The following is a 25725-nucleotide window of genomic DNA, read 5'->3' as shown; positions in this document are numbered from 1 at the left end:
ATGCTCAAGATCGATAACCTCCAGGCCACCGTAGCAGACAAGCCGATCCTCAAGGGCCTCTCGCTCGAGATCAATCCCGGCGAGATCCATGCCATCATGGGGCCCAATGGCGCCGGCAAGTCGACTCTCGGCTACACGCTGGGCGGACGCCCCGGTTACGAAGTGACCGGCGGCTCGGTGACTTTCGACGGCCAGGACCTGTTCGAGCTGGAACCCCACGAACGCGCCGCGGCCGGCCTGTTCCTCGGCTTCCAGTATCCGGTCGAGATTCCGGGCGTCTCCTTCGTCCAGTTCCTGCGCGAGGCGGCCAATGCCCAGCGCAAGGGCAGGGGCGAGGAACCGCTGTCGGGCGGCGAATTCCTCAAGCTGGCCAAGGAAAAGGCCGGATTGCTGCGGCTCGACATGGACATGCTCAAGCGCCCGGTGAACGTCGGCTTTTCCGGCGGCGAGAAGAAACGCGCCGAAATGGTGCAGATGGGCATTCTCGATCCCAAGCTGGCGATCCTCGACGAGACCGACTCCGGCCTCGACATCGATGCGCTGCGGGTCTGCGGCGAAGGCATCAACGCGATCATGCGCGCACCCGACAAAGCAGTGCTGCTGATCACCCACTACCAACGCCTGCTCGACTACGTGAAGCCGGACTTCGTCCACGTCCTCGCCAATGGCCGCATCGTCAAGTCGGGCGGCCCCGAACTAGCCCATCAGCTCGAGGCCGAGGGCTACGAAGCGGTGGCTGCATGACTCTCGCCGCGACTCTTCCCACCCGGAAGGACGAGTCTTTCCGCTATGCCGACTTCGACGCGCTGGCCGGCGTCTGGCCGATCGCGCGCGAGGACATCGTCGTCGCGGCAGGCCAGGAGGATTCGCGCCAGATCGTCGAACTGGGTGAGGGCGCGGTTGCGCGCCACCTGGCGATCCGCGTCGAGAAGGGCGCGAAGCTCGACTTGCGCATCCTGACCGCCGGCCCCGCCTACGGCCGCATTGCCGTCGATGTCGAACTCGCCGAAGGCGCGGACTTCCTGCTTGGCGCGGCGCAACTGGCGACGGGCAGCGAAACGCTCGAGATCGTCACCGAGGTGACCCACTGCGAGCAGAACGCGACATCGATGCAAGTGATCCGCTCGGCTCTCGCCGGGCATTCGACCGGCACCTATCTTGGCCGCATTGCCGTGGCGCGCGGCGCGGACGGTACCGACGCCGAGCAATCGGTGCGCGCCATGCTGATCGACCGCACCGCGACGGCCAATGCGCGGCCCGAGCTGGAAATCTACGCCGATGACGTCAAGGCGGCACACGGCTGTGCGGTCGGCGAACTCGACGCGCAGGGCCTGTTCTACCTCGCTTCGCGCGGGCTTACCCCGCCACAAGCCAAACGACTGATGTTGCAGGCTTTTGTCGCCGAAGCTTTCACCGGCGCACCGGACGAGGAAGCGCTGAGCGAGGCCGCGCTGGCCCGGCTGGAGGCCATCCTGTGAGCACCCAGGCGGCTACACGGATCTCGGTGCGGGACCAGTTCCCCGGCATGGCCGGTGGCTGGCACTATCTCGATACCGCGGCCACGGCGCAAAAGCCGCAGGCGGTGATCGATGCCACCGTCGATGCCATGGGCCGCGACTACGCGACCGTGCATCGCGGCGTCTATGCCCGCTCGGCGGAAATGACGCTGGCCTTCGAGGCCGCGCGCCGCCGGGTCGCGTCCTTCATCGGCGGACGCGAAGAGGAAATCGTCTTCGTGCGCGGCGCGACCGAGGCGATCAATCTCGTCGCCAACACCTGGGGCGTCGAGCACCTCGGGGCAGGGGACCGCATCCTGCTTTCCACACTCGAGCATCACTCGAACATCGTCCCCTGGCAGCTGCTGCGCGAGCGTACCGGCGTCGAAATCGACGTCTGCCCGCTGACTGCGGACGGCCGGATCGACCTCGAAGCCGCCGAGCGGATGCTGACGCCCGCCCACAAGCTGGTGGCACTGGCGCATGTTTCCAATGTGCTCGGCTCCGTGCTCCACGTGGAACATCTTGTTGAACTGGCGCACAAAGTCGGCGCCAAGGTGCTGATCGACGGCTGCCAGGCGGCCCCGCGCATCAAGCTCGACATGGCAGCGCTTGGCTGCGACTTCTACGTTTTCTCGGCACACAAGCTCTACGGCCCGACCGGTGTCGGCGTCCTGTGGGCCCGCTCCGGGATTCTCGAGAACATGCCCCCGTGGCACGGCGGCGGATCGATGATCGATCGCGTCACTTTCGAGAAGACGACCTGGGCCCCGGCGCCGCAGCGCTTCGAGGCCGGCACGCCCGCGATCGTCGAATCGATCGGCCTTGCCGCCGCGATCGACTGGCTCGAGCAGGTCGGACTCGATGTCGCCGAAGCGCATGAGCGCGAACTCGCCACCCGCCTGCGCGAGGAACTGGGCCAGCGCAACGACGTCACGCTGTTCGGCCCCGCCGATTCGGTGGGCATCGTCAGCTTTGCGCTCGACGGCGTGCACCCGCACGATCTGGGCACGATCCTCGACGAAGAGGGCGTTGCCATTCGCGCCGGCCACCACTGCGCGCAGCCGCTGATGGATCACCTTGGCGTTCCCGCCACGGCCCGGGCCAGCTTCGGCATCTACAACGACGAAAGCGACATCGAGGCGCTCCTGAAAGGAATCGAGCGCACGAGGAGAATATTCGGATGAGCGACGAATCCCGCAAGTTTGAAGTCGAGGAAGTCGATTCGGCAACGCCGCCGCCGCGCGCACGGGTGGAAGACGCCGCGCCTCCCGCGGCCGAGAGCGCAGTCGACAAGCTCGAACGCAAGCGCGACTACCTGGAAGGTTTCCTCGCCGAGAAGCCGCAGGATACAAGCCCCGGTGAACCGGGCGGCGAGATCTACGACGGCGTGATCGCGGCGCTGAAGGAAATCTTCGATCCGGAAATCCCGGTGAACATCTATGACCTCGGCCTCATCTACGGAGTCGACGTCTCACCCGAATCCGCTGTGGCGGTGACGATGACGCTGACGACACCGCATTGTCCGGTCGCCGAATCGATGCCGGGCGAAGTGGAAATGCGCGTGGCCGCGGTACCGGGCGTACGCGACTGCGAAGTGAATCTCGTCTGGGATCCGCCGTGGGACATGGCGAAGATGTCGGACGAGGCGAAGCTCGAACTGGGCATGCTGTGACCGAAACCCTCGCCGCTTCCGAATCTGCCGAAGGGCTGACCATCCGCCTTGCCGATTACGGCTACGAAGGCGACGGCGCGGCGCTGGTTGCGCTGCTCGACAGCTATGCCCGCGACCCGATGGGCGGCGGCAAGGGGCTGGACGAAGCCGTGCGCGCAAGGCTGGTGCCCGCGCTCGATGCCTTCCCCGGCGCATTCACCCTGCTCGCATTCGACGGGACGGAACCGGTCGGACTGGCGAACTGCTTTACCGGCTTTTCGACCTTCGCGGCACGCCCGCTCGTCAACATCCACGATCTTGTGGTATCCTCCGCGCACAGGGGCAAAGGCATCGGCCGCGCATTGATGCAGGCCGTGGAAGCCGAAGCCGCCGCCCGCGGTGCCTGCAAGGTCACGCTCGAAGTGCTGGGCGGCAATGCGCCGGCCAAGGCGCTTTACGCCTCGCTCGGCTATGAAAACTACGCGCTCGACCCCGAAGCGGGAACGGCGCAATTCTGGGAAAAGAAGCTGCCATGACGACTACAGCAACGACTCGTCAGCGTCCCGCCGCGGTCATCCTGACGCCTTCCGCCGAAGCGCGCATTGCCAAGCTCATGGCCGACGCGCCAGAGGATGCGATCGGCGTCAAGCTGTCGACCCCGCGGCGCGGCTGCTCGGGCCTTGCCTATTCGGTCGACTACGTCAGTGCGGAAAACGCGCTCGATGAAAAGATCGAGACGCCGGGCGGCACCTTCTATATCGACGGCGCCTCGGTGCTCTATCTGATCGGCTCGACGATGTCGTGGCAGGAAGACGACTTTACCGCCGGCTTCGTGTTCGACAATCCAAACGCCAAGGGCAGCTGCGGCTGCGGCGAGAGCTTCACCGTCTGAACCGGGAAGGGGGCTCAATGCCCCCAGGTGTTGAACGTGGAATAGCGGGTCTCGGTATCGCTGCGCGTCTGCTCGGCCAGCGAGATCATTTCATCGTCGTCCCGCCAGTCCTGCGCATCGAAGCGAACGGCGCTGTAGATATCGACGATTTCGTATTCATCCTCGTCGAGGGCTTCGGTGGCGAGCCAAATGGCTTCGCGAATGTCTTCGCTTGAAACCAGGCAGGTTACATGGGCGCCGGCGTAGCCTTCACGGCGCAGCGGCGGACTATCGCCGGCGAGTTCGCATGAAACGAGAAAGACACTGCCCTTCGCCATCGGGCGGCATGATAAACACCGTCGGTTAACTTTGACAATTCGGAACTTCCCCGAGCCCGGGGCAAGCATCTCAGGGCTGGCGCAGTGCGGCCACGCAGGCGGCGCGGTCGACGTCCTGCCCATCCGAGGCGCGCCGCGCATCGAGATAGGTTGCCACCGGCTCGCGCGAGGAGGTTGTGGGATAGAGAAAAACGTCGAGTACGCAGGCGGTTCCGGAAAACTGCAACTTGCGCGCATCGCCTTCCCACACGTCGAGCCGCGGGTTGCCGAACTGACGCACCAGCTGTTTCTGGTTTGCCCCGATCACGCCTTCAAGGCCGGGAAGGTTGAGGAACTTGGGATCGCGCGGCGACGTGCGCGAAGGCTGGCGCACGGGAGGCACCCGCGATGCGCCGCCATTGCCGGACGCGCTCGAGACCCCGCCCGGGCTCACGCCGCAAGCGGCGACGAGCATGGCAAGGATGCAGGCGGCGATGGGTCCGCGAAGACGATGCAGGGAAGCCCCGGACGATGTCATGATCATGGCTGGCCTGCGCATCGCGCGCCGTCGCTTCGCTGTCAACGGGGGCAATTCGCCCGCGCGCTTGCGGAGCGACAGGGCGCGCGGTAGGCAGGCCGCATCGTCTTTTCCCAATCCGATCAGTCAAGGACCTTCCCTACATGGCATCCAACCCCGTGGCGCCCACACTGGACGTCATCGCCATCGGCAATGCTATCATCGACGTCATCGCCAATTGCGAGGACAGCCTGATCGAACAACTCGGCCTTGCCCGGGGCGGGATGATGCTGATCGACACCGACCAGGCCCGCGATCTTTACGCCGCCATGGGCCCCGCGCGCGAAATATCGGGCGGTTCGGCCGCCAACACGCTGGCCGGGCTTGCCTCGCTCGGCGCAAAGTGCGGATTCATCGGCCAGGTCGCGCAGGACCAGCTCGGCGAGGTCTTCACCCATGACATCCGCGCCGGCGGCATCGAGTTCGAAACCCCCGCGCGCGCCGGAGATCCGCCGACGGCGCGCTGCCTGATCTTCGTCTCCCCCGACGGCCAGCGCACGATGAACACCTTCCTCGGCGCCTCGCACTACCTGCCCGCCGAAGCGCTCGACGAAGCGACCATCGCCAAGGCCGCCGTGCTCTATCTCGAAGGCTACCTGTGGGATCCCGAAGAGCCGCGCGCCGCGATGCGCAAGGCCATCGCCGCTGCCCGCACCGCGGGCCGCAAGGTGGCCTTCACCCCGTCCGAGACTTTCGTGATCGACCGCCACCGCGACGATTTCATCGCCCTCATCGATGACGGTCAGATCGACGTGCTGTTCTGCAACGAGCATGAAATGGCCGCTCTTGTGCAGAACGACGATTTCGAGACGGGCCTGGCCATGCTCGCGCCGAAGATCCCGGTCCTGGTGGTCACGCGCGGTCCCGAGGGCGCAGTGGCGCTGTCGGGCGGCGAACGCGCCGAGGTATCGGCAGAGCCGATCGAGCGCGTCGTCGACACCACTGGCGCGGGCGACCTTTTCGCTGCGGGCTTCCTCTTTGCGCATGTTCGTGGCATGAATCTCGAACAAAGCCTGAAACTTGGCGCGATTTGCGCTTGCGAGGTGATCTCGCACTATGGAGCCCGTCCCGAGCGGAGCCTGCAGGCACTGATGGCAGAAAAACTCACCTGAGGAGCACCCGCGGATTGAGCTGTCCGGCACTGATCGATTTCGAGGCGAGTTGCCTGCCCGAGTACGGCCAATCCTATCCTATCGAAGTCGCCATCGCGCGGATCGACGGAGAAAGTCGCGCCTGGCTGATCCGCCCGCTGGAAGCCTGGCGCCACTGGGACTGGTCCGAGGAGGCCGAGAAACTCCACGGAATCAGCCGCGAGATGCTGCGCAAGGAAGGTCTTCCCGCCGCGCAGGTCCTTGAGGAAATGGCCCGGTTCGTCGGCGATTGCGAAGTCTATGCCGACGCCGATCTCGATGCCTACTGGCTCGAACTGCTGGCACACGGCCTCAAGGCACCTGTGCCTTTCGCCGTGCACTTCCTCGGCGAGTACCTGGTGCGGCACAATTTCACGCGGCCCCAAGTCGTTGCCGCGCTGGAGGAAGCCAAGCTGCGCCTGCCCAAGGAACATCTCGCAAGAGAGGACGCCAAGCGCCTTGCCCTGGTAGTCAAGCTGCTGCTGGAAGGCGAAAAGGCCAGCTGAACCTTCATCCTTCGGCAAGCTCAGGATGAGCGAACCTCGACGGGCTCAGAACGAACCCGGATCCTCGGAAACGCCAAGCCCGCCCGATTGGCTTGCCTGCAGCTTGCCAAGGCACTGGTCCTTGGCGCGGTCGCGGTCATCGGAAAGGGCGGTGGCCATCTGCGAGGGCAGGGCACAGCCGCGCTCGGGCCGGATCGGATGACGCCGACGGCACGATTCCTCGGTGCTGAAGAAGTTGTCCAGGCAGTCCTGGAACTCCGCCACATCACTCTCGTGCATGGCGCGGCAGCTCTTGGCCCAGCGGTTCTTGTAATTGAGCTGCGCGAAATTGACGCAATCCTCGTACTCCACCCGCGCGGCCTGCTGGCGCTGGGCCGCCTCGGCAGCCTGTTTCTGCTGCGCCGCGCGGCGCGCTTCGGCTTCCGCCTCGACCTCTGCCTGGCGCCGCGCTTCCAGCACCTCGGCATGGTTCGGCAGGAAAATGCCGTAGTAAAATCCGACGCCGCAGCCCGCGATCAGGATCGCGAGGGCAACCGCCAGCTTGAGAATGGCACCGGCACGTTCCAGCATCGCCGCCTTCCGGTCAGTCCTGGCTCTGTTCACGCGCCACTTCGCGCCAACCGATGTCGCGGCGACAGAAGCCGGTCGGGAAGTCGATCGCGTCGACGGCGGCATAAGCCTTCGCCTGCGCATCGCCGACCGAGACTCCACGGGCGGTGACGTTGAGCACGCGTCCGCCATTGGCGACGAGCTGTCCGTCCACGAGTGCCGTACCCGCATGGAATACCTTCGCACCATCGGCTTCCGCGGCGGCAAGCCCTGCGATGCTGCCGCCCTTCTCCGGCGTGCCGGGATAACCCTTGGCCGCCATGACGACAGTCAACGCGGCATCCTTCGCAAAGCGCGGCGGCTGGATCGAGCCCAGGCGGTTCTCGGCGCAGGCCTGGAGGATATCGACGAGATCGCTTTCCAGACGCAGCATCATCACCTGGCACTCGGGATCGCCGAAGCGGCAATTGTACTCGATCAGCTTCGGCCCATCCTCTGTCAGCATCAGGCCGAGGAACAGCACGCCCGAATAGGGCATGCCCTCGTCGGCGAGAGTGCGGACGGTCGGCGCGATGATACGCGTCATTGCCTCTGCCTCCAGCGCCGGAGTCAGCACCGGCGCCGGGCTGTAGGCGCCCATGCCGCCGGTATTCGGGCCGGTATCGCCGTCACCGACGCGCTTGTGGTCCTGCGCCGAGGCGAAGGGGACGATGGTGCTGCCATCGGTCAAGGCGAAGAAGCTGGCTTCCTCGCCTTCCAGGAATTCCTCGATCACGGCTTCCGCGCCCGCTTCGCCGAAGCGGCCGGCGAAGATGTCGCGCACCGCTTCCTGCGCCTCCTCCATCGTCATGGCGACGGTAACGCCCTTGCCCGCGGCAAGGCCATCGGCCTTGATCACGACAGGCGCGCCGAACTTCTCAAGCGCAGCCAGACCGTCCGCTTCGCTGGAGACGCGCACGTAGCCACCGGTCGGGATTCCGGCGCGCTCGCACAGGTCCTTGGTGAACCCCTTGGACCCTTCGAGCTGGGCCGCCGCCTTGCTCGGGCCGAACACGGGAATGCCCTCGGCCCGCAGGGAATCGGCAAGTCCATCGACCAGCGGCGCTTCCGGACCGATCACGACAAGACCGATTTCCTTCTCGTTGCAAAAGGCGATAACCGCCCCATGATCGGTGGCATCGAGCGACACGCAGGTTCCCGCCTCGGCAATCCCCGGATTTCCGGGAGCTGCATAAAGCGTGGAGCAGCGCGGGGATTGCGCCAGCTTCCAGGCCAGCGCATGTTCGCGTCCACCCGAGCCCAGAAGAAGGATATTCATGCCGCGGCCTTTCGATGAGTCTTACGATGACGACGAATATGGAGATGGTCGTAGGGGTGGGCTGGTAGCGAAGCAATCGGCCGGGGACAACGCCGCGCCGCTGTCCATCAGCGAGATTTCTGCACTGCTCAAGCGCACGGTCGAGGACCGTTTCGGCTTCGTGCGCCTGCGCGGTGAGCTTTCCGGCGTGAAGCGCGCGGCCTCCGGCCACCTCTATTGCGCACTCAAGGACGACAAGGCGGTGATCGACGGCGTGATGTGGCGCGGCAATGCGCAGCGCCTCGCCTTTCGTCCCGAAGACGGCGTCGAAGTCATCGCAACCGGCAAGCTGACTACATATCCCGGCCGCTCCAAGTACCAGATCGTCATCGATTCGATGGAGATCGCAGGCGAAGGCGCGCTGCTCGCCCTGCTCGAAAAGCTGCGCGCCAGACTGGCCGAGGAGGGCCTCTTCGCGCCCGAGCGCAAGCGGCAGCTGCCGTTCCTGCCGAAGGTCATTGGCGTCGTGACGTCACCCACCGGCGCGGTGATCCGCGACATCCTTCATCGCCTGGCAGACCGCTTCCCGAGCCACGTGCTCGTCTGGCCGGTGCTGGTGCAGGGGGAGGGCGCGGCTGCGCAGGTCGCCAATGCCGTGCGCGGCTTCTCGCAAATGCCCGCCGATGGCCCGGTGCCGCGGCCCGATCTCGTCATCGTTGCACGCGGCGGCGGCTCCATCGAGGACCTTTGGGCCTTCAACGAGGAGCCAGTCGTGCGCGCCGTGGCGGAGTGCTCGATCCCGGTGATCTCCGCAGTCGGACACGAGACGGACACAACCCTGTGCGACTATGCCGCCGATCGCCGTGCGCCGACGCCCACCGCCGCCGCCGAAATCGCGGTGCCGGTGCGCGCAGAGCTGATGGCGACGCTCGACGAGCTGGCCCTGCGCAAGCGCCGCTGCGCCCTCCGGCCGGTCACGCTGGGACGCGAAAGGCTAGAAGCGCGCGTCCAGCGCCTGCCGAAGCCGGATGCGATTCTCGCCGCGAAGACGCAGAAGCTGGACGAATTGACCGATCGCCTGCGCCGCGGCCTGCAGGACCGCGCTTCGAACGCCGAAAAGCGCCTGGGCTCGGTCGGCAGGCCGCTCGCGCTGCTGCGCCACCGCGCGCAGGCGAGCAGCGAGAGGCTGGCGCGCACCGGCCTGACGCCGCGCCTGCTCACCCGCCGCTGGTCGATGGCGCGCGACAGCCTTGCCCCGGTTTCGCGCGTCCTGCCCCAGCTCGATCCGCGCCTGCCGCTGCAGCGCGGCTATGCCCTGGTGAAGACGACCGAGGGCAGGGCCGTGACCAGCCGCGAACTGGCAGCCCGGGAAGCGGCGCTGGTTCTCGAATTCCGTGACGGGGACCTGCCGGTCACCACCGGTTCAGGCGATTCGGTGTCTCCTGCGCCCAAGCCCGCGCCCGCTGTGGCCGCCCCGCGCAAGCCGGCGACCGGACCGGAAAGAACGAAACCGGAGCGGCCGCGACAAGGCGATTTGTTTTGACCACGAGGCTCTGCTAGAAATCACCCATGCTCATGTCATCTGCCGAACGTCCCGCAACCCTCAGCTACGGACCCAACGGGTTCCGCGTGATCAGCTCCGGCCACTTCGTCACCTGCGCCGTAACCGGTGAGAAGATCTCGCTCGAAGCCCTGCGCTACTGGAGCGTAGAGCGGCAGGAACCCTATGCCACCGCGGAAATTGCCACCCGGCGTCTCCTCGGGAAGGCATGAAGGGCCTCCATACGCGTTTCGCCTGGCTGAAGCTTGGCGGCCTTGCCGCTGCTGGCGGCCTGATCCTTGCCGGTAACGCCATGGTCGAACCTGCCGGTTCCGCCCATGCTTCGACCACTGCCCCGGTCTCTCCGGCTGCAGCGCCGCGCCCGGCCGAAATTGCCTTCTCCGGCGAGATGACCCAGGGCGGATGGATTCGCGGCGTCGCCCCGGCGGGAACCACCGACCTCAGGCTTGACGGCGAAGCGGTTCGAATCGCGCCGGACGGCGCCTGGTTCGCCGCGTTCGACCGCGATGCCGCGCCGGAGGAGATCCTCACCGCACGGATGAAGGACGGCACGACCTATCGCCAGACGCTCACCGTCTCCCCGCGCGACTGGCACATTGAGCGAATCAACATTCCGCGCCGCGCAGGCGGGCCTTCCGAGGCCTTCATGAAGATCCGGCAGCCCGAGCTTGACCGCATCAATGCAGCGCGGGCGATGGAAACCGGCGCGCAAGGGTGGCGCCAGCGCTTCATCTGGCCGGTGAAGGGCCGCATTTCCGGCCGCTTCGGCTCGCAGCGCATCTATCGCGGCGAACCGGGTAGCTACCATTCGGGTATCGACATAACTTCCGGCACAAGCGGCACCCCCTTCGTCGCTCCGGCGGACGGCGTCGTCATCCTCGCGGCGGAAAAACCCTTCACGCTGGAAGGAAACCTGCTGATGCTGGACCACGGCATGGGCCTCAACAGCGCCTTCCTGCACTGCTCGCAAATCCTTGTGAAGGAAGGCGATCACGTGAAGCAGGGGCAGGTGATCGGCAAGATCGGCATGTCCGGCCGCGCTACCGGCCCGCACCTGCACTGGAGCATCAAGTGGCAGTCCGACAGGCTCGATCCCCTGCTTTTCACCGGGCCGATGAACTGATCGACGAAGTGGCCTTGCCGTGGGCGCGCGATTGACTATCCAGCCCTTGTGCACCGCAGCATCGCCCTTCTGCTTCTGATCCTGCTTGCAGCCGTCACCTGGCTGCGCTCAACCAGAGCGCCGCGCCTGGCGCAAATGACGTTCGACTACGTCGCCCTCACGCCGCGCCCCGGAACAGACCCGCACTATCACCTCGGCGCATTCCGACTGGAAGGCGCGTGGCACATGGCCAGCAGGTCGCGCGGGTTCGGCGGCTATTCGACGCTGCTTGCGATGCCGGACGGACAGCTCCTCGCCGTCAGCGATTCGGGCGGATACTTGCGCTTCACCTTGCCGGGCCAAAAACCCGGCGCACTGGCGAGCGGCAGCCTGGATATCAGCCGCTGGAACGACAAGGCCGATCGCGATGTCGAATCGGCGACGCGCGATCCGCGTACCGGGACGATCTGGCTGGGCCTGGAGGGCTCCAATTCCATCGTTCGGCTCGGCCCCGAACTGAACGTGGAAGCCAAGGTCCGGCCCGGCGCGATTCGCCACTGGGGCGTGAACTCGGGCCCGGAAGCCATGACCCGCCTTGCCGATGGGCGAATCGTCCTGCTGCGCGAGGCTTTCAAGGGCTGGCTGGAGGATCGCAGACACGACGCGGTCGTGTTCGAGGGCGATCCCGCGACGCGGCCGAAATCGTGGCATTTCACCTTCGATGGGCCGAAGGGCTTCAGTCCCACCGACATGACGCAATTGCCCGACGGCCGCCTGCTGATCCTGATGCGACGGCTGGTCTGGCCGATGCCGCAGCGATTCGCCGGGCGCATCGCCATCGCCGACCCGGCCGAGATTCGTCCCGGCGCGATCTGGCACGCAAGGGAAGTGGCCCGAATCGCCTCGAGCTTGCCGGTCGACAATTTCGAAGGCCTTGCCGCCGTGCCGCAGGGCAAGGATCGCCTGACCGTCTGGCTGATCTCGGACGACAATTTTTCGGATTTCCAGCGCACGCTGCTCTGGAAACTCTCCGTCGATCCACGCGACCTGCCCTGAGAACCGCACAGGAAAAGTACCGGAAAGCAGGCAGGCACGCGAAAAGGCGCGCGAGGAACCCTCGCACGCCTTTTTCGAACCAGTGCCTTGTCAGGCTCCCCGAAGGGAGCCGGAAATCAGGCGGCCTGCTTCTTCTTCAGCTCACGCTTCACCTTGACGGCGCGCGGGCTGAGCTTCGTGTCGGAAGTCTTCAGCAACCAGTTGTCGAGGCCGCCGTTGTGCTCAACCGAGCGAAGGCCGTGCGTCGAAACGCGGAACTTGAAGCTACGCTCCAGACCTTCCGACATCAGCGTGACGTTCTGAAGGTTGGGCAGGAACACGCGCTTGGTCTTGTTGTTGGCGTGGCTGACGTTGCAGCCGACCTGACGACCCTTGCCGGTCAGTTCGCAGATGCGGGACATGTCTACTCTCGCTCGAAAAAAATCTTGGCCGTTTGTACGGGAAGGCGCGCCCTTACCGAGTCACCAGGTGAACGTCAAGTTGCGCCGCGGTTTTTCGCAGGCTAGCGCGTCCTCATGACTCGCTGGCCGCTCCCCGAATACATGCAACTGGCGCTGACGCAAGCCCGGGAAGCCGCGGATTCGGGCGAAGTGCCTATCGGCGCGGTGATCGTCAGGGACGGAAAGGTCATCGCCACCGGCCGCAACGGCCCGCGCGAACGCCACGACCCGACCAGCCACGCAGAAATCGAAGCGATTCGCGCCGCAGCCCGGATTCTCGGCAATGAGCGACTCGAAGGGTGCGAGCTATGGGTGACGCTGGAGCCCTGCGCGATGTGCGCCGGGGCAATCTCCCACGCCCGCATCGCCCGGCTCTATTACGCCGCACCCGATCCCAAGGGCGGCGCGGTCGAACATGGCGCGCGCGTCTTCGAACACGACCAGTGCCTGCACCGTCCGGAAGTCTATTCGGGCATGGGGGAAGCCGAAGCCGCGGAAATGCTCAGGGCTTTCTTCAGGGACCGCAGGTAGCCCTTGTCGCCCTACAGGCCCCGCCAGATCTTCAGCGGGGCGGAATCGGCGGGCCCCCACTGCCTGCGGTCGCAGGCCCGGGGCATGAAATCCTTGCCGTAGCAAAGCTCGATCGCGCGCAGCCAGCCGCCGCGGCTGACGTCCACGCCGACCTGATCCGCGGTCCAGTCCGGATTGCCGGCAAGAAAGGCCCGGCGCAGATCCCCCACCGTCAGGTCGTCCTCGCGCGAGAGACGATCGGCATCGGGCCAGCGGATCGAGCGCCAGAGAATTGCGCTGACCTTGAAATAGGTCTCCGGCCGCTTCGTCATGCAACTGCCGTGCTTGGCCCATTCATGGGCGAGGAGGCGGGCAGAGGGCGTCATGCACATATGGCGGCGGAGCAGGTCGGGCGAGGGCAGTGGCCGGGTTGCACACCACTGCGGCGCAGGGCCCTTGCGCGCTTCGGGCCAGAGGCCGTGCAGGACGAAGCCGAAACGTCCGTTGCGGCGCGAACACTGCATCGAATCCGTTTCGCCGCTCATCTTGCAGTAATCGGGAGACCAGCTTGCCGCGAGGGTATAGCCCGCGACGGCGACCTTGCGGACCGGCCCGTCGGGCGCCTGCGGCCCCACCGGGGCAATGCTGCGCGGTACGGCGCACTGATAGGCCTGGGCGAGCGCAGGCGCCGGCATAAGCGCCGCAAGGACCAGACCGGCCCGAACCGCTGGCAGCGGCCTCACAGCGGCGTGAAGTCGAGGCCGATGTCGGCGGCCGGTGCGCTCTGGGTGAGACGGCCCACCGAGACATAAGTGACGCCCGAGGCGGCAATCGCGCCGATGGTCCTGAGATTGACGCCGCCCGAAGCCTCGGTCGGCACGCGTCCGGCGACCAAGGCGACCGCCTCGCGCAGCATGTCAGGCCCCATGTTGTCGAGCAGGAGGTGATGCGCGCCCGCTTCGATGGCAGGCTCGATCTGGTCGAGCCGATCGACTTCGCAGATGATCTGGGCCACGCCCGCCGCCTTGGCACGCCCCACGGCCGGACCGACGCCGCCGGCGACGAGGACGTGGTTGTCCTTGATCATCGCTGCGTCCCACAGGCCCATGCGGTGGTTCTGCGCGCCACCGGTGCGGGTTGCGTACTTTTCGAGGTGACGCAGGCCCGGGATCGTCTTGCGCGTATCGAGAAGGATGCCGTGTCCGCCCATGGCATCGACATATTCGCGCGTCATCGTTGCGATCCCGGACAGGTGCTGCACGGTGTTGAGCGCACTGCGCTCCGCCGTGAGCATGGCGCGGGCATTGCCCGAGAGGCGCATGAGGTCCGACCCGGGCCCGACGCGGGCGCCCTCCTCGACGAGGATCTCTATTTCCATCGCAGGGTCGAGCTTGCGGAAGAAAGCCGCGGCGATCGGCAGGCCCGCGACAGTGATGGCGTCGCGCGAATCCATGGTGCCGGCAAAACGCGCATCGGCGTCGATCACGCTTTCCGATGTCACGTCATGCCCGCCCCCGGGCAGGCCCACGCCGAGGTCTTCGGCAAGCGTTGCATCAACGAAGGCGGCAAGGTCGAAACCGGTCAGCGTGAAGTCGTTCATGGCGCCGTCCATGCCAAGGCCGCGGCCCCGTGTCGAGAACCACCATCGATGCGCGATTTGCAATCGCGGCCGCATGGGACCATAGCGCAAGGATCACGAGCATCCGAATTCGTAGGCGCTCGTGGCTGAGAGACCATCCGCGCTCCCGCTTACGTTGCCGGAGCATCGAGATGAAAATCGATCATTTGAGTTCGCACCGGAGCATCCCGGCCGCAGCCTCGTCCGCCCTGATTCAGGCCCTGCCTGTGCTGGGGACGGCGCTTTCCTGCCAGCAGACCGCGCATGGTTTCTGCGGGGCGATAGCGAAACCAACACACCTCACTCCCCTCAGACCCGGAGAAATGCCATGAACGACAGCGTCGAAAAACCCTACCTCATCCAGAAAGGCGAGGATGGCAAATACCGGCTGACCGTGCGCGACACGCACTACAATTCGCGCGGCTATCCGATCGTCAAGTCGACCCTGCAGGACGAAGTCTTCGACACGCAGTCCGCAGCCAAGACTTTCGCGCGCGAGAACTTCAAGGCCCAGGCCGGACAGTACGCGACGAAGTAAGCTGGCGTCCGACTTCAGGTCCGCAAACGACGAAGGCCAGGAGCGAGAGCCCCTGGCCTTTCCTGTTCGTGCGCCGTCGGCGGCGCCTTTATCAGTGAACGAAACGCGCAATCACGTCGCGGTACGAACGGCTGACTTTGACCTGCGCGCCTGAATCGAGCACGAGGAAACATTCGCCGTTGGTATGCGGTTTGACCTGGCGGACCTGGTTCAGGTTGACGATGGTCGAGCGGTGGACGCGCTGGAACACGCGCGGGTCGAGCCGGCGCTCGAGGTCCTTCATCGTTTCGCGCAGGATCAGCGAGTTGTCTGCCGTGCGGATGCACATGTAGTCGCCAGCCGCCTCGATATGCTCGATGCTGTCAACGTCGATGCGGAAGATCTGGCCGCGATCCTTGATGTTGATCAGCTTTTCATAGCGATCGGCATTGGGATCGGTTTCCTCGGGCATGGCCTCGACCGCGTCGGGGGCAACTTCGGCCAGCACGTTCTTGAGCTTCTCCGCCTCGTCGGCAGAGCGCTTCTCGGCGATGCGCTGGCGCACGCGCGCAAGGGTATCGTCCAGCTTCGATTCCTCGACCGGCTTCATCAGGTAGTTCACCGCATTCGCCTCGAAGGCGCGCACGGCATGTTCCTGGTAGGCGGTGACGAAGACGAAGAGCGGCGGCTCGATCTCCATGACGCCCTTGACCACCGAGAACCCGTCGAAACCGGGCATCTGGATGTCGAGGAACACGAGGTCGGGCTTTTCGGTCTTGATCTTGCGGATCGCTTCGCGTCCGTTCGAGCAGGTATCGATGATCTCGACGTCCGGATACTTTTCAAGGCGCAGCTGAAGGCCCTGAATCGCGAGTTTCTCATCATCGACGAGGATGGTGCGGATGGTCATCTTGTTCGTTCTCCGGGCCCCATAACGCATGAGACCCAAAATTGTTTCATTGTGCAGCCATTGCGGCAAGCCGAGGGGCTTCCGGGACGTCCTCTGCTGCTTCGCGGCGCTCGACAGGAATTTCGATCAGGACGGCAAAGCCGCCTTCGATCGGTTCGACAGTCTCGAATCGGTGATGTTCGCCATAGGCCTGGGACAGGCGATCACGGATATTGGACAGACCAACGCCCGTGGAGACGGGCTCACCTCCATCGTATGACATGCCCGACAACCTGTTGTCGGTGGTGGGGCTTTGCAAGCCGGGGCCGGTGTCCGAAACGGTAATGCGAAGCATGGAGCCGACGAGTTGCGCCGAAATGGTGATTTCCGCGCCGCTTTCCTGCGGGGTCACGGCATACTTGATGGCGTTCTCGACCAGCGGCTGCAGCAGCAATGAAGGCAGCAGGCAGGATTCGGTCGCCGGATCGATGTGGAAGGTGGTCCGCAGGCGCTCTTCGAAGCGCATGCGCTCGATATCGAGGTAGAGCTTGAGCGTCTCCACTTCCTGCGCAACCGTCACCCGCGCAGAGGGCTTGTTGACGAGCGTATAGCGCAGGAACGACGAGAGCCGCGAGAGCATGGCATTGGCCGGCTCGGTCTGCTTGAGCAGCACCAGGGTCGAGATCGAATTGAGTGTGTTGAACAGGAAATGCGGGTTGAGCTGGTAGCGCAGCATCGCCAGCTGCGCCTGGGTCGCCTGATTCTCCAGCCGGATCAGCTGGTCGTTCTGCTCCTCGATCTGCAGATAGAAGTTGATGGCGTAATAGAGCGCGGACCAGGCCCCGAGCAGGGTGGCATCGAGGTAGAACACGCCGAGAAACAGCTGGGTGAAGGTCGCATCGCTGTCCGAACGGTACAGCGAGATGACCCAGGCATCGATGAAGGCGTTGAGGCCCACCGCGAAAGGCAGGATCAGCGCGGTCATGCCCCAGGTCACCAGCGCCCGGCGGGTGATCAGTGTGCGATAGATGACCGAGAGCACCAGCGAGATCGAGAAGCCGGTGATCGTGGCGATCAGGACCAGGACAAGGAACGAGAGGCGCTGGTCGTTGGCGATCGCCGACATCGTGCGCAGCAGCATGGCCCCGCCCCAGCCGAGCGCCTGGAGGCGCCAGAAGGCCTTGTCCTTGTCGGCAAAGAACGGAATGGGCTGGATAGGCAGGACGCTCATGACCGCTTCCTAGCCCAGATCCGCGCAAAGCTGAACAATCCCCTGCGACAGGATGTTCCCTTTATCAACTCCCCCGAGCGTCGGCGACCGCGCTGGAGAGCTGATCGATGCCCACCGCGCCCGAAATCAGGCGATCGCCCGCGATCCAGCTTGGCGTTCCGCCGAAGCCGAGATTGCCGGCGGTTTCGTAATTGCGCTGGATTTCCGCCGCCACATCCTTGCTCTCGGCCACCTTGCGGGCGCGCTCCATGTCAAGGCCGACGGCCTTGGCGGTCGCCTCGATGGTCTGCGGGTCGAGCTGCCCGGCCGCGAACATCGCATCGTGGAACTCGGCAAACTTGCCCTGCTCCGCTGCGGCAAGGGCCATCCTCGCCGCTTCCGGGCTGTGCGGGCTGATGATCGGCAGTTCGCGGATGACGATGCGCAGGTCGGGGTTCTTCTTCACCAGCTCGATCACGTCAGGCAGGCTCGCGCGGCAGTACCCGCAGGCATAGTCGCTGAATTCGACAAGCGTGACCTTGCCCTCGGGGTTGCCCAGCACCGCGCCGGGGAAGGGCGTTTCCACTGCCTGACGCACGCCGGCGAGCTGCTTGCTGCTCTGCCGGTTCTGGAGATTCTCCATCGCCTGCGGCAGGATTTCGGGATGATCGAGGATATAGTCGTGCACCACGCTTTCGATCGCCATGCGCCCGCCGAACCAGCCGCCGACACCGAGAACCGCGATCAGCACAGCGAAAAATGCGTACTTCATGCCTGTAGCCATTCGTAGATCCTGCCTCGTTGCGGCAAAGCGCGCCGCCGCTTTCTGCGCGCTGTCCTAGCGACGCTTCTTCTCGCGTTCCAGTTCGGCGCGTGCCTGCATCTCGATATCCTGCGCGCGGATCCAGTCCGGCGTGCCCGTCGGCAGGCCCGCCTCGGCCGCCTGCGCGCTCATCAGGGCGGCATTCATGTTGCCGGAGAGCACCTGCTGCTCCGCGCTGGCCAGCCTTGCGCGCGGCATGTCGCCCTTGGCCGCATAGATCACGCCGAGCTGGTACCAGGTGAACGGATTCTCGCGGTCGCGGGCTACGGCATTGCGCAGCACCCGTTCGGCCTCCTTGAAGTTCGACGGGTCCTCGGTCGCGATCAGGGCATGGCCGAAGAGGGTCGCGATCAACGGCTGGTTTCCGGTCAGTTCGGTCGCCTTGCGCAGCGGCGCCAGCGCTTCTTGCGGACGGCCAGATTCCAGCAGGATCTGACCTTCCAGCTCCAGGAAGTAAGGGTCCTCGGGATCGGCCTCGATCAGCGCATCGGTCTCGGCCGTGGCAAGATCGAACCGCGCGTCCTTGTGATAGGCGTAGGCGCGGGCATAGTGGGCGGGAATCGAATTGTCGGTCAGCGGGTACTGCCGCAGGACGTCCTTGGGTTCGGCAAGGTAGCCGAACAGCTTCGCCTTCATCCGCATGAAGCGCTGCTGCAGCTTGGGATCGTCCGGCTTGTTCCAGGCCGGGTCCTTCTCATAGGTATCCTGCAGCGTCTGGATGCGGTCGCCGGTGAGCGGGTGGGTGCTGTAGAACTCGTCGCCGTCCTTGGGGCGATAGCCATAGCGGAACTCGAGGTTCTGCAGCTTCTTGAAGAATTCGACCGAGCCACGGCCGCTGATCCCGGCTGCGGAAAGGTACTGCGCCCCGGCGGCATCGGCCGAAGCCTCCTGCGAACGGTTATAGGCAAGGTACTTGCCCATGGCGGCCTGCTGGCCGGCCATGATCACGCCCATCGCCGCTTCACCGCCACCGGCTGCCGCCGCAGCCGCACCGAGCAGGAGCGAAAGCAGCGAAATATTGGTCGCGCTGCTGGCACCCAGATTGAGCACCGCATGCCCGCCGGTGACGTGACCCAGTTCGTGGGCGATCACGCCCTGCACTTCGCCTGCGGTATCCGCCTCGTTGATCAGGCCGCTGTTGACATAGACGGCCTGGCCGCCTGCAACGAAGGCATTCACGGAAGGGTCGTTGACGAGGACGATATCGACATTGGCCGGATCGAGACCCGATGCCTTGATCAGCGGCGCCGACATGTCCTTGAGCAGGGCCTCGGTCTCCGCATCGCGCAGGATCGATTGCGCCGCAGCCGGCGCGGCCGCCCAGCCGAGCAGGGCGAGGAAGGCCAGGAACCTCATCAGGGGGGCGGCAATTCGCTGAAACGGCATCGTCTCTCTTGGAACCCTTGCGGCCTTAACCCCCGCTGAAGCGCCGGGGATGGCCAGTTGTCGCGCGCTGGCCCGCCAGCCTAGCGGGCGCCGATGCCGTTTCCAAGGGCGCCGCCTGAGGAATGCCGGTCGAACGCCCCCGGTCGGTTCCTATCCGAGGATCTGCCGGGCCGCGCGGTCCAACAGCGCCTCGTCGTCGCAGACCTCGCCCAGCAGCACCACTTCGCCCGAATCCAGGCGCCGCGCGACGAGGACGGTGAACTCGCTTTTGCGAGCGACGTCCTCGATCGGCTTGGGGTCGAGACCACGCAGTCCCTCGATCAGGGTCTCGTGACGCGAAAGCGGCCCGCTGCCCTTTCCGCTTTCCTCACGGCGCAGGCGGCGCTCTTCCTTGACGAGAGCCTTGAGGCCGCCGGGTGCATCGGACAGGAACGCCCCAAGCGCCCCGCATTCGAGGCCGAGACGGCGTCCGTGGGCGATGACGGTCGCAAATTCGGTGAGGCGGGTCTTGTCGTAGTCGGTACCGAAGACGAGCTTGACCAGCGGGATCAACGGCGCGCGGTCCTGCACCTTGAGACCGGCATCTTCCACCAGTTCGGCGAAATCGTCGGGCGCGCTCTCGGCAGCAAGGGCGAAGTCGTAGGCGAGGCCGATCGCCTCGTAGAGCGCATGGCGCGAGCGTTCCTCGCTGCTGCGCGCGAGCATCGCCTGTTCGCGGGCCGAGGCGAGCCAGTCGCCCAGTTCCATCTCGCGGTGGACAGCCGGCATCGGCGCATCTTCGAAATAGTCGTCGTCGTCGATTTCGTACCCTTCGAGCGACAGGTCCATCCCGGCCGGTCCCTCGACAGGTTCGACCATGCCGAGATCGAGCGGGCCGTCAGCCCAGCCGGTCAGCGGCATCGTGCTGCGCAGCATGGCAGGGCGCGTCTCGACCGCCTCGTCGATCTGCTTCATCAGCGCGTCGGTGCTGGTCTGGTCGGCCAGCTCCTTCCAGTTGATGACACCGTAGATGTGATCGATCTGGTCGTCGTTGCGCGAAAAGGGCAGGAGAATCCCGCGGTAGAGAATCGTCGCGCCGCGCTGGTTGACGAATTCCGCCTCGAAACCGATCGGCGCCTGGTTGGCGATGATCTGCATGTAGTGATCGGTGATACGCGACAGCAGCGAGCGTGTGGGGACCTGGCTCAGTGCGCGAATCGCACCGGTCGTACCGCATTCGTCGGCCAGTTCCGCTCCCAGATAGACGATCGCCGGATCGTCAGCGCCATGGGTGAAGTCCAGCAGCACGCTATAGGGCCCGAAATCGCCGAGGCTTTCCGGATCGAGGTCGGCAATGTCAGGAAACTGGCGGTTATCCAGCAGACTCGCCCAGAAATTGTAGGCGCGCACCTGCATGCGCCGCTCATCCTTGCCGATGATGGCGGGCGGCTCCCGGCCGCTGTCCTGTTCGTGGAAGGAGCCCTCCTCGGGCTGGTCCTCTCCAGAAAACTGACCGCGCAAACTGTCCATGCGGAAATCCCCAGCAAGTCGAATTGACCTCCCTTCTGGCGCAACATGGTAAATTAACGCTTAAGTTGCGCCGCCCGCGATGCCGGGGCCTTCCAAGCTGCAGCGAACACGCGATTTTTCCCACGCAGAACATTACCCGATACCTTCTTATAGAGAGGTACCAATCAATGCACATGTACTACCTTTAACATGGTACCTTGCATCACACAGTAGCTTGCGATATACACTGGGCATCCGCAGGAGATGATTCGATGTCCGAAATCGAAATCCAGTTGAAGAAAGGGGTGCTGGGGCTATGCGTCCTGGCGCTGCTGTCGCGCGGTGACAGCTACGCCTACGAGATCGCGAGCCGCATGGCCGACGCGGTCGATATGGGCGAAGGCACGATCTATCCGCTCATGCGCCGCATGCAGTCGGAAGGTCTCGTGACCACCTACCTCGAGGAATCGCCCTCGGGTCCGCCGCGCAAGTACTACCGCATCACCGATACCGGTCGCGAACGCCTGGCCGAACAGGTTGGCGACTGGCGCACCTTCACCACCGCCGTGAACGGCCTCATCCTCGGCAGTGAAGCGCCGATGAAGGAAGGGGAGACCAGCCATGAAGCGTAACGAGTTCATCAAGCGCCTGAAGGCCGGCCTCAAGGGCATGCCTCAGGACGACATCGCCGAGATCGTCGCCGACTACGAAGAGCATTTCGACGCCGGCGCCGCAGACGGGCGCAGCGAGGAAGAAGTCGCCGCCGCCCTCGGCAATCCCGTCCGCCTCGCCCGCGAACTGCGCTTCGAGGCCGGTTTCCGCAACTGGGAAAGCGCCCGCTCGCCGTCTTCGGCCTGGTCCGCAATCCTGGCCTTCATGGGACTTGCCACGATCGACATCCTGATACTGCTGCCGATCGTCCTGCCGATCATCGGCGTCGTCTTCGGCCTGTTCGTGGCGGTCCTGGCGATCTTCGTTTCCGGCGGCTTCGTGCTGATCGTCGGGCCTTTCAACGGCTTTCCCGGTGGCTGGCTGGTCGCGATCCTCGCAGGGCTGGGCATGATGAGCGCCTCGGTCGCAGCCGGCGCGCTGCTGACGCTGATCAGCATCTGGATCGTCAACGCGCTGATGTGGTTCGGCCGCCTGCACTACCGGGTGATCGAGCCCGCCATCCACGCAGAAGACTGAAAAGACGTAGGAAGGAGAGACTGAGATGCTCAGGAAACTGCTCATCGTATTCGCCAGCGGCGTGATCCTTTCGATCGTCGCATTCGGCTCGGCATGGGTTATCGGCGGCGAAAAGCTGCATCGGGACTTTGCCGAAGGCCATGGCTGGAGCTGGACCATCGGCGAGGACGACAAGGACCAGGGGCCCGACAGGACCCGCAAGTTCACCGTCGAGCCCGGCGCGAAATTGGCCATGGAGATCCCGGTCCAGCTCAGCTTCACCCGCGGTGATACGTCCGAGATGATCGTCACCGGCCCGCAGAAGATCGTCGAGCGCCTGACCTGGGTGAACGGTCGCCTCGGCATCGAGGGCAAGTATCGCTCCAGCCGCGGCATCAAGGTCCGGATCACCGCGCCCGAGATCAACGGTCTCGACCTCGACGCGCCGGGCGACGTGACTCTCGCCGGTCTCGACCAGGAGAAGTTCACGCTGCGCTCTGAGGGTGCAGTCGATCTCGATGCCAAGGGCCGGGTTCGCAAGCTGTTCATCACCTCGGCAGGCGCAGGCTCGATCGACGTCGGCCAAGTCGACGCCGAAGATGCCGTGGTGCGGATCGACGGCGTTGGCGACGTGACCGTCGGCGCCCGCAATCTCGTCGATATCGTGATCAATGGTGCAGGCAACGTCAGCCTGGTCCGCAAGCCGGCGACCCTGCGCAGCCAGATCAACGGCATTGGCTCGGTCGACCACGACTACTGAGAATATCGCAGACGGAGGAGCCTTCCGCCGCACCGAACACCCCCCGCCGTGCGGCGGTCGATCCATGAAGAAGGCCGCATCGTCATGAGACGGTGCGGCCTTTTCTGCGTCTCGGATCGCAGGCACCATCCCGGAAGGAACGCCCTGCCGACCTTCAGTGCACCGGCGGATCGACAGGAGGGACGGCGCGGACCGGCGCCACCGGTTCGTCGCTTTCGCGCGGCGGCATTGCGTTCTCCGGCACTTCGCGGATCTGCATGTCGGGCGTGGGGACCTGCTCGAGATTGCGGGCCGTGACCCGGATCTCGTCCCCGTCGATCAGGATCTCGTTGAAGCTCGGCGGCGTCGAACGGATGCGGCGCGAAAGGGTGCCGGCACCGATCATGCGCAGCGGCCCGCGCGCGGTCTGCTCGAGAAGATCGAACGGATCGTGGATGTGCCCGGTCAGGATCGCAGCGACCTTGCGCTCGGCCAGCGCTTCCATCGCCCGCGTTCCGTCAATCGTGAGGAGCTTGCCGCCGGGTCCACGTTCGGTGAGCGGGTGGTGCGCCGTGACCAGAATGCGGGTCCCAGGAGGATGCGCGTCGATCGCGGCCAGAGTCTCTTCCAGTGCCCTGGGCGTCACCCAGCCGTTCGACCAGGGAAAGCGCCACTGCGCCCGGGTCGCCGTCTTGAGCGGCACGATGGCGAGATCGGGCAGGTCCAGCTGCGCCTCAACCACGCGTTCGATCTTGTGAAACCGCTTGTAGGGCGTGGTGAAACGCTCAAGCAGGTTGAAATAGGGCATGTCGTGATTGCCCACTTCGACCGTCACCGGCACGTCGAGCGCGGAAATCCAGTCGGTCGCCGCAGCGAATTCACGATGCCGCGCGCGCATCGTCAGGTCGCCGGTGATTGCGACCGCATGCGGCTTCTCGCGCGCAATGCACTGCTCCACCCAGGCGAGGGCCTCGCGATCTTCCAACCCAAAATGGATGTCGCTGAGGTGGAAGAGCTTGATCGGCCCGGAATACATGTTCGAGACCTTACCGTGCATCGGCAGTCGCCAACAGGTCTACTTCGCAATTTGCCAGAGTGAACTGGTCCTCGGCTCCCCCGTCGAAAGGTTCGCCGTCGATCAACAGGCCCATGGGTTCTCCCTCGGGGCAGACGAGCCGGATGGTTTCGTGCATGCCCAACTGGTCATGCGGGCCATCGCGATAGTTTCGGTTGAGCAGCGCGATACCCTGCCCGGCAAAGTCGCCAAGCGTCTCGGCATAATAGCCTTTTACTTCGAGGCCGGTGTCATGCGGGTTCACGGTGATCGCCGCATAGCCCTCCTTGCGTCCGCAGTCGACACCTTCGCAGACCACCTTGGGCGCGCTTGTGGAATGGGCGATGGCCTCACGGGTCGTCGTCACCACTTCGAGGATGTTGGAAGAGCGCATCGCCTCGCGCACCTCGTTCCAGATGGCGCCCGGACCGGCCAGCACTCCCGTCAGCCCTTCGCCATGACGCGAGCGGATTACGCGCGGGCGGACGCGACGGGCGTTGCCCTTCGCCAGCCTGTCGACGATCTGGGCCGCGGGAACATCACCGTGCAGGCGCTTGGACAGCAGGTTCATCGTTCCGCCCGGCAGGACCAGCAGAGCGCCGCCCCAGCCGTAGGCCTCGGTCACGACGCTATGGGTGGTCCCGTCGCCTCCGAACACGACCAGCAGCTCGACGCCTTGCGCGTCAAGCTGCTCTGGGCTGGGCGCGCTTTCGTCCGGAAAACGAATACGCCGGGCCGGCGACATGCCAGCCTTGTCCAGCGCGCTGACCAGTTCGGCTACGGCTTCATCGTCGTTGCTGCCGCTCGCCGCGTTGCAGACGAGCCAAGTTTTCTTCGCGTTTCCCATGTATCGAAAAACCGGGCCGCGGCCCTGCGGTTCCCGTCACAGCTTGCCGCTGTAGATGAGCCATGCGGAAAAGCCGTTGAGCACGGTATAGACAGCGTAGACCCAGGCCCAGCCGGACGATCCCGCCGCGGCCATGACCATCGCGCCGAGCAACATCGCGAATTCGACGATCAGGCTGAGACGCCCCCCCAACGGCTGAAAGAACCAGGGCACCTGCGCAAGCATCGGGTGCCCGCTTTCCAGAACGGCCTTGTGCGCAGCGAAGTTGAGAACGCCCAGACAGAAGACGATGATCAGGCCCACCATTGCCTTCGCACCCTACATCGCGCGCAGCCAACTTGCCAGCACATGCGCGAATCGCGGGGCCGAATCGCGCGCCTTCCGACAGTTTACCGGCAGATTGGACGGTTTCGTCCGGGCAGATGCTCGCCGTTCGTCGAGTGCATATGTCGTTCGTCCCCACGGCACCCCCTTCGTCGAGATCGAACGACCCGCGGTCGACGTGCGCGTGAAGGCGCAGGGAATCGGCGGCAGAACGATCACATCGAGCCGCCCGGAACACCTTCCGCCCCGGCTCAGACCCGAGGAGGAAACACGATGTTCACGACTGCCCCGCTCGCCGCCGCCGCACTTCTTGGCCTGGCCATGACCGCAGCCCCGACTTACGCCAAGGATGTCGAGGTCCGCTATTCCGATCTCGATCTGGCTTCTGTCGAAGGCCAGCAGACCCTTGAGCGCCGCATCGACCGTGCCGCCCGCAGCGCCTGCGAATACGATCGCTACGATACCGGTTCGCGCATCCACTCACGCGAGAAGACCCAGTGCTATCGCCAGGCCCTGGAGAGCGCGAAGACGCTGATGGCGAGCAAGATCGCAGCCGCTCAGGAAGCGCAGCTCGGCGGCTGAGGCGGATGCCTTGCG

The 25725-nt window shown here is 65.1% G+C and carries 33 protein-coding genes; 18 read left to right on the top strand and 15 right to left on the bottom strand.

Annotated elements, in window-relative coordinates:
- From sufC to J3474_RS16885, 6 genes are read left to right on the top strand one after another with little or no spacing between them, the layout of a single operon-like run.
- Positions 1-744: a Fe-S cluster assembly ATPase SufC gene (sufC, locus tag J3474_RS16910; RefSeq protein ID WP_079729923.1), complete on the top strand. Its 744-nt coding sequence runs from the start codon at positions 1-3 to the stop codon at positions 742-744.
- The gene (locus tag J3474_RS16905) at positions 741-1478 is read left to right on the top strand and encodes a SufD family Fe-S cluster assembly protein (protein ID WP_013834522.1); all 738 of its coding nucleotides are present in this window, start codon (positions 741-743) and stop codon (positions 1476-1478) included. The genes sufC and J3474_RS16905 overlap by 4 nt, the downstream gene beginning before the upstream one ends.
- Before the next feature lie 47 nt (positions 1479-1525).
- Complete coding sequence (locus J3474_RS16900; RefSeq protein ID WP_207094977.1) at positions 1526-2683, top strand: cysteine desulfurase; 1158 nt, start codon at positions 1526-1528, stop codon at positions 2681-2683.
- Positions 2680-3171: an SUF system Fe-S cluster assembly protein gene (locus tag J3474_RS16895; protein WP_013834524.1), complete on the top strand. Its 492-nt coding sequence runs from the start codon at positions 2680-2682 to the stop codon at positions 3169-3171. Before J3474_RS16900 ends, J3474_RS16895 begins: the two co-directional genes overlap by 4 nt.
- A complete protein-coding gene (locus J3474_RS16890) occupies positions 3168-3686 on the top strand; it encodes a GNAT family N-acetyltransferase (RefSeq protein ID WP_007012557.1) in 519 nt (172 codons plus the stop codon). Before J3474_RS16895 ends, J3474_RS16890 begins: the two co-directional genes overlap by 4 nt.
- The gene (locus J3474_RS16885) at positions 3683-4042 is read left to right on the top strand and encodes an iron-sulfur cluster assembly accessory protein (protein ID WP_007012558.1); all 360 of its coding nucleotides are present in this window, start codon (positions 3683-3685) and stop codon (positions 4040-4042) included. The genes J3474_RS16890 and J3474_RS16885 overlap by 4 nt, the downstream gene beginning before the upstream one ends.
- A 14-nt stretch (positions 4043-4056) precedes the next feature.
- On the opposite strand, the gene J3474_RS16880 is transcribed toward J3474_RS16885, so the two are convergent.
- Together J3474_RS16880 and J3474_RS16875 are read right to left on the bottom strand one after the other, a co-directional pair.
- Positions 4057-4359 (bottom strand): hypothetical protein, encoded by a 303-nt coding sequence (locus tag J3474_RS16880; RefSeq protein ID WP_007012559.1) that lies wholly within the window; start codon positions 4357-4359, stop codon positions 4057-4059.
- Positions 4360-4429: 70 nt separating this feature from the next.
- A complete protein-coding gene (locus J3474_RS16875; RefSeq protein ID WP_207094934.1) occupies positions 4430-4882 on the bottom strand; it encodes a hypothetical protein in 453 nt (150 codons plus the stop codon).
- Positions 4883-5019: 137 nt separating this feature from the next.
- Here J3474_RS16875 and J3474_RS16870 point away from each other — a divergent pair, with 137 nt between their 5' ends.
- Positions 5020-6027: an adenosine kinase gene (locus J3474_RS16870; protein ID WP_007012561.1), complete on the top strand. Its 1008-nt coding sequence runs from the start codon at positions 5020-5022 to the stop codon at positions 6025-6027.
- A 14-nt stretch (positions 6028-6041) separates the two neighbouring features.
- Positions 6042-6551 carry an exonuclease domain-containing protein gene (locus J3474_RS16865; protein ID WP_207094933.1) on the top strand — a complete coding sequence of 170 codons (510 nt, stop codon included), beginning with the start codon at positions 6042-6044 and terminating at the stop codon, positions 6549-6551.
- A gap of 45 nt (positions 6552-6596) precedes the next feature.
- On the opposite strand, the gene J3474_RS16860 is transcribed toward J3474_RS16865, so the two are convergent.
- Complete coding sequence (locus J3474_RS16860; protein ID WP_041559160.1) at positions 6597-7121, bottom strand: hypothetical protein; 525 nt, start codon at positions 7119-7121, stop codon at positions 6597-6599.
- A 13-nt stretch (positions 7122-7134) separates the two neighbouring features.
- Positions 7135-8418: a phosphoribosylamine--glycine ligase gene (gene purD / locus J3474_RS16855; RefSeq protein ID WP_013834528.1), complete on the bottom strand. Its 1284-nt coding sequence runs from the start codon at positions 8416-8418 to the stop codon at positions 7135-7137.
- On the opposite strand from purD, the gene xseA reads away from it, so the two are divergent.
- Genes xseA through J3474_RS16835 form a run of 4 tightly spaced genes read left to right on the top strand, consistent with a single transcriptional unit; the run spans position 8417 to position 12116 of the window.
- Positions 8417-9940, top strand: coding sequence for an exodeoxyribonuclease VII large subunit (gene xseA, locus J3474_RS16850; protein ID WP_207094932.1), 1524 nt, complete (start codon positions 8417-8419; stop codon positions 9938-9940). The genes purD and xseA overlap by 2 nt on opposite strands.
- A 26-nt stretch (positions 9941-9966) precedes the next feature.
- Positions 9967-10170: a DUF2093 domain-containing protein gene (locus tag J3474_RS16845; RefSeq protein ID WP_207094931.1), complete on the top strand. Its 204-nt coding sequence runs from the start codon at positions 9967-9969 to the stop codon at positions 10168-10170.
- A complete protein-coding gene (locus J3474_RS16840) occupies positions 10167-11081 on the top strand; it encodes a M23 family metallopeptidase (protein ID WP_007012567.1) in 915 nt (304 codons plus the stop codon). Before J3474_RS16845 ends, J3474_RS16840 begins: the two co-directional genes overlap by 4 nt.
- A 48-nt stretch (positions 11082-11129) precedes the next feature.
- A complete protein-coding gene (locus J3474_RS16835; protein WP_207094930.1) occupies positions 11130-12116 on the top strand; it encodes an esterase-like activity of phytase family protein in 987 nt (328 codons plus the stop codon).
- A gap of 116 nt (positions 12117-12232) precedes the next feature.
- Here the strand turns inward: J3474_RS16835 and rpmB are convergent, their stop codons facing one another.
- Positions 12233-12517 carry a 50S ribosomal protein L28 gene (rpmB, locus tag J3474_RS16830; RefSeq protein WP_007012569.1) on the bottom strand — a complete coding sequence of 95 codons (285 nt, stop codon included), beginning with the start codon at positions 12515-12517 and terminating at the stop codon, positions 12233-12235.
- A 114-nt stretch (positions 12518-12631) separates the two neighbouring features.
- Here rpmB and J3474_RS16825 point away from each other — a divergent pair, with 114 nt between their 5' ends.
- A complete protein-coding gene (locus J3474_RS16825; RefSeq protein WP_013834534.1) occupies positions 12632-13087 on the top strand; it encodes a nucleoside deaminase in 456 nt (151 codons plus the stop codon).
- A gap of 11 nt (positions 13088-13098) precedes the next feature.
- Here the strand turns inward: J3474_RS16825 and J3474_RS16820 are convergent, their stop codons facing one another.
- Entirely contained in the window at positions 13099-13761 is a 663-nt protein-coding gene (locus J3474_RS16820; protein WP_207094929.1) for a ribonuclease T, read from the bottom strand.
- 44 nt (positions 13762-13805) lie between these two features.
- Entirely contained in the window at positions 13806-14666 is an 861-nt protein-coding gene (gene nadC / locus J3474_RS16815; protein ID WP_207094928.1) for a carboxylating nicotinate-nucleotide diphosphorylase, read from the bottom strand.
- Positions 14667-15012: 346 nt separating this feature from the next.
- Here nadC and J3474_RS16810 point away from each other — a divergent pair, with 346 nt between their 5' ends.
- A complete protein-coding gene (locus tag J3474_RS16810; RefSeq protein ID WP_007012573.1) occupies positions 15013-15222 on the top strand; it encodes a hypothetical protein in 210 nt (69 codons plus the stop codon).
- Between the two features lie 91 nt (positions 15223-15313).
- Here the strand turns inward: J3474_RS16810 and J3474_RS16805 are convergent, their stop codons facing one another.
- The 5 genes from J3474_RS16805 to J3474_RS16785 form a co-directional block, all read right to left on the bottom strand.
- Positions 15314-16111 (bottom strand): LytTR family DNA-binding domain-containing protein, encoded by a 798-nt coding sequence (locus tag J3474_RS16805; protein ID WP_013834537.1) that lies wholly within the window; start codon positions 16109-16111, stop codon positions 15314-15316.
- A 46-nt stretch (positions 16112-16157) separates the two neighbouring features.
- Positions 16158-17321, bottom strand: coding sequence for a sensor histidine kinase (locus tag J3474_RS16800; protein WP_007012575.1), 1164 nt, complete (start codon positions 17319-17321; stop codon positions 16158-16160).
- A 64-nt stretch (positions 17322-17385) separates the two neighbouring features.
- Complete coding sequence (locus tag J3474_RS16795; RefSeq protein WP_007012576.1) at positions 17386-18072, bottom strand: DsbA family protein; 687 nt, start codon at positions 18070-18072, stop codon at positions 17386-17388.
- A gap of 66 nt (positions 18073-18138) precedes the next feature.
- Positions 18139-19479, bottom strand: coding sequence for a M48 family metalloprotease (locus J3474_RS16790; RefSeq protein WP_207094927.1), 1341 nt, complete (start codon positions 19477-19479; stop codon positions 18139-18141).
- 180 nt (positions 19480-19659) lie between these two features.
- Positions 19660-21018, bottom strand: coding sequence for a hypothetical protein (locus tag J3474_RS16785; protein WP_207094926.1), 1359 nt, complete (start codon positions 21016-21018; stop codon positions 19660-19662).
- Positions 21019-21269: 251 nt separating this feature from the next.
- Here J3474_RS16785 and J3474_RS16780 point away from each other — a divergent pair, with 251 nt between their 5' ends.
- From J3474_RS16780 to J3474_RS16770, 3 genes are read left to right on the top strand one after another with little or no spacing between them, the layout of a single operon-like run.
- Positions 21270-21629: a PadR family transcriptional regulator gene (locus J3474_RS16780; protein WP_013834540.1), complete on the top strand. Its 360-nt coding sequence runs from the start codon at positions 21270-21272 to the stop codon at positions 21627-21629.
- Positions 21619-22185, top strand: a complete 567-nt coding sequence (locus J3474_RS16775) for a DUF1700 domain-containing protein (RefSeq protein ID WP_013834541.1) — start codon at positions 21619-21621, stop codon at positions 22183-22185. The genes J3474_RS16780 and J3474_RS16775 overlap by 11 nt, the downstream gene beginning before the upstream one ends.
- Before the next feature lie 25 nt (positions 22186-22210).
- Positions 22211-22924 (top strand): GIN domain-containing protein, encoded by a 714-nt coding sequence (locus J3474_RS16770; RefSeq protein WP_207094925.1) that lies wholly within the window; start codon positions 22211-22213, stop codon positions 22922-22924.
- A gap of 154 nt (positions 22925-23078) precedes the next feature.
- On the opposite strand, the gene J3474_RS16765 is transcribed toward J3474_RS16770, so the two are convergent.
- Genes J3474_RS16765 through J3474_RS16755 form a run of 3 tightly spaced genes read right to left on the bottom strand, consistent with a single transcriptional unit; the run spans position 23079 to position 25110 of the window.
- Positions 23079-23939: a metallophosphoesterase gene (locus J3474_RS16765; RefSeq protein WP_013834543.1), complete on the bottom strand. Its 861-nt coding sequence runs from the start codon at positions 23937-23939 to the stop codon at positions 23079-23081.
- A 10-nt stretch (positions 23940-23949) separates the two neighbouring features.
- A complete protein-coding gene (locus J3474_RS16760) occupies positions 23950-24804 on the bottom strand; it encodes a diacylglycerol kinase family protein (RefSeq protein ID WP_013834544.1) in 855 nt (284 codons plus the stop codon).
- A 36-nt stretch (positions 24805-24840) separates the two neighbouring features.
- Positions 24841-25110 carry a hypothetical protein gene (locus J3474_RS16755; protein ID WP_013834545.1) on the bottom strand — a complete coding sequence of 90 codons (270 nt, stop codon included), beginning with the start codon at positions 25108-25110 and terminating at the stop codon, positions 24841-24843.
- Between the two features lie 291 nt (positions 25111-25401).
- On the opposite strand from J3474_RS16755, the gene J3474_RS16750 reads away from it, so the two are divergent.
- On the top strand, positions 25402-25710 hold the full coding sequence (locus J3474_RS16750) for a UrcA family protein (RefSeq protein WP_041559165.1): 309 nt from the start codon (positions 25402-25404) through the stop codon (positions 25708-25710).
- Positions 25711-25725: the final 15 nt, after the last annotated feature.

Origin of the sequence: Novosphingobium sp. PY1, from assembly GCF_017312445.1 — a bacterium.
In the GTDB taxonomy this organism is placed as follows: Bacteria; Pseudomonadota; Alphaproteobacteria; order Sphingomonadales; family Sphingomonadaceae; genus Novosphingobium.
The sequence above is the reverse complement of the archived record's forward strand: the minus strand, read 5'-3'. Positions and strand labels throughout refer to the sequence as shown.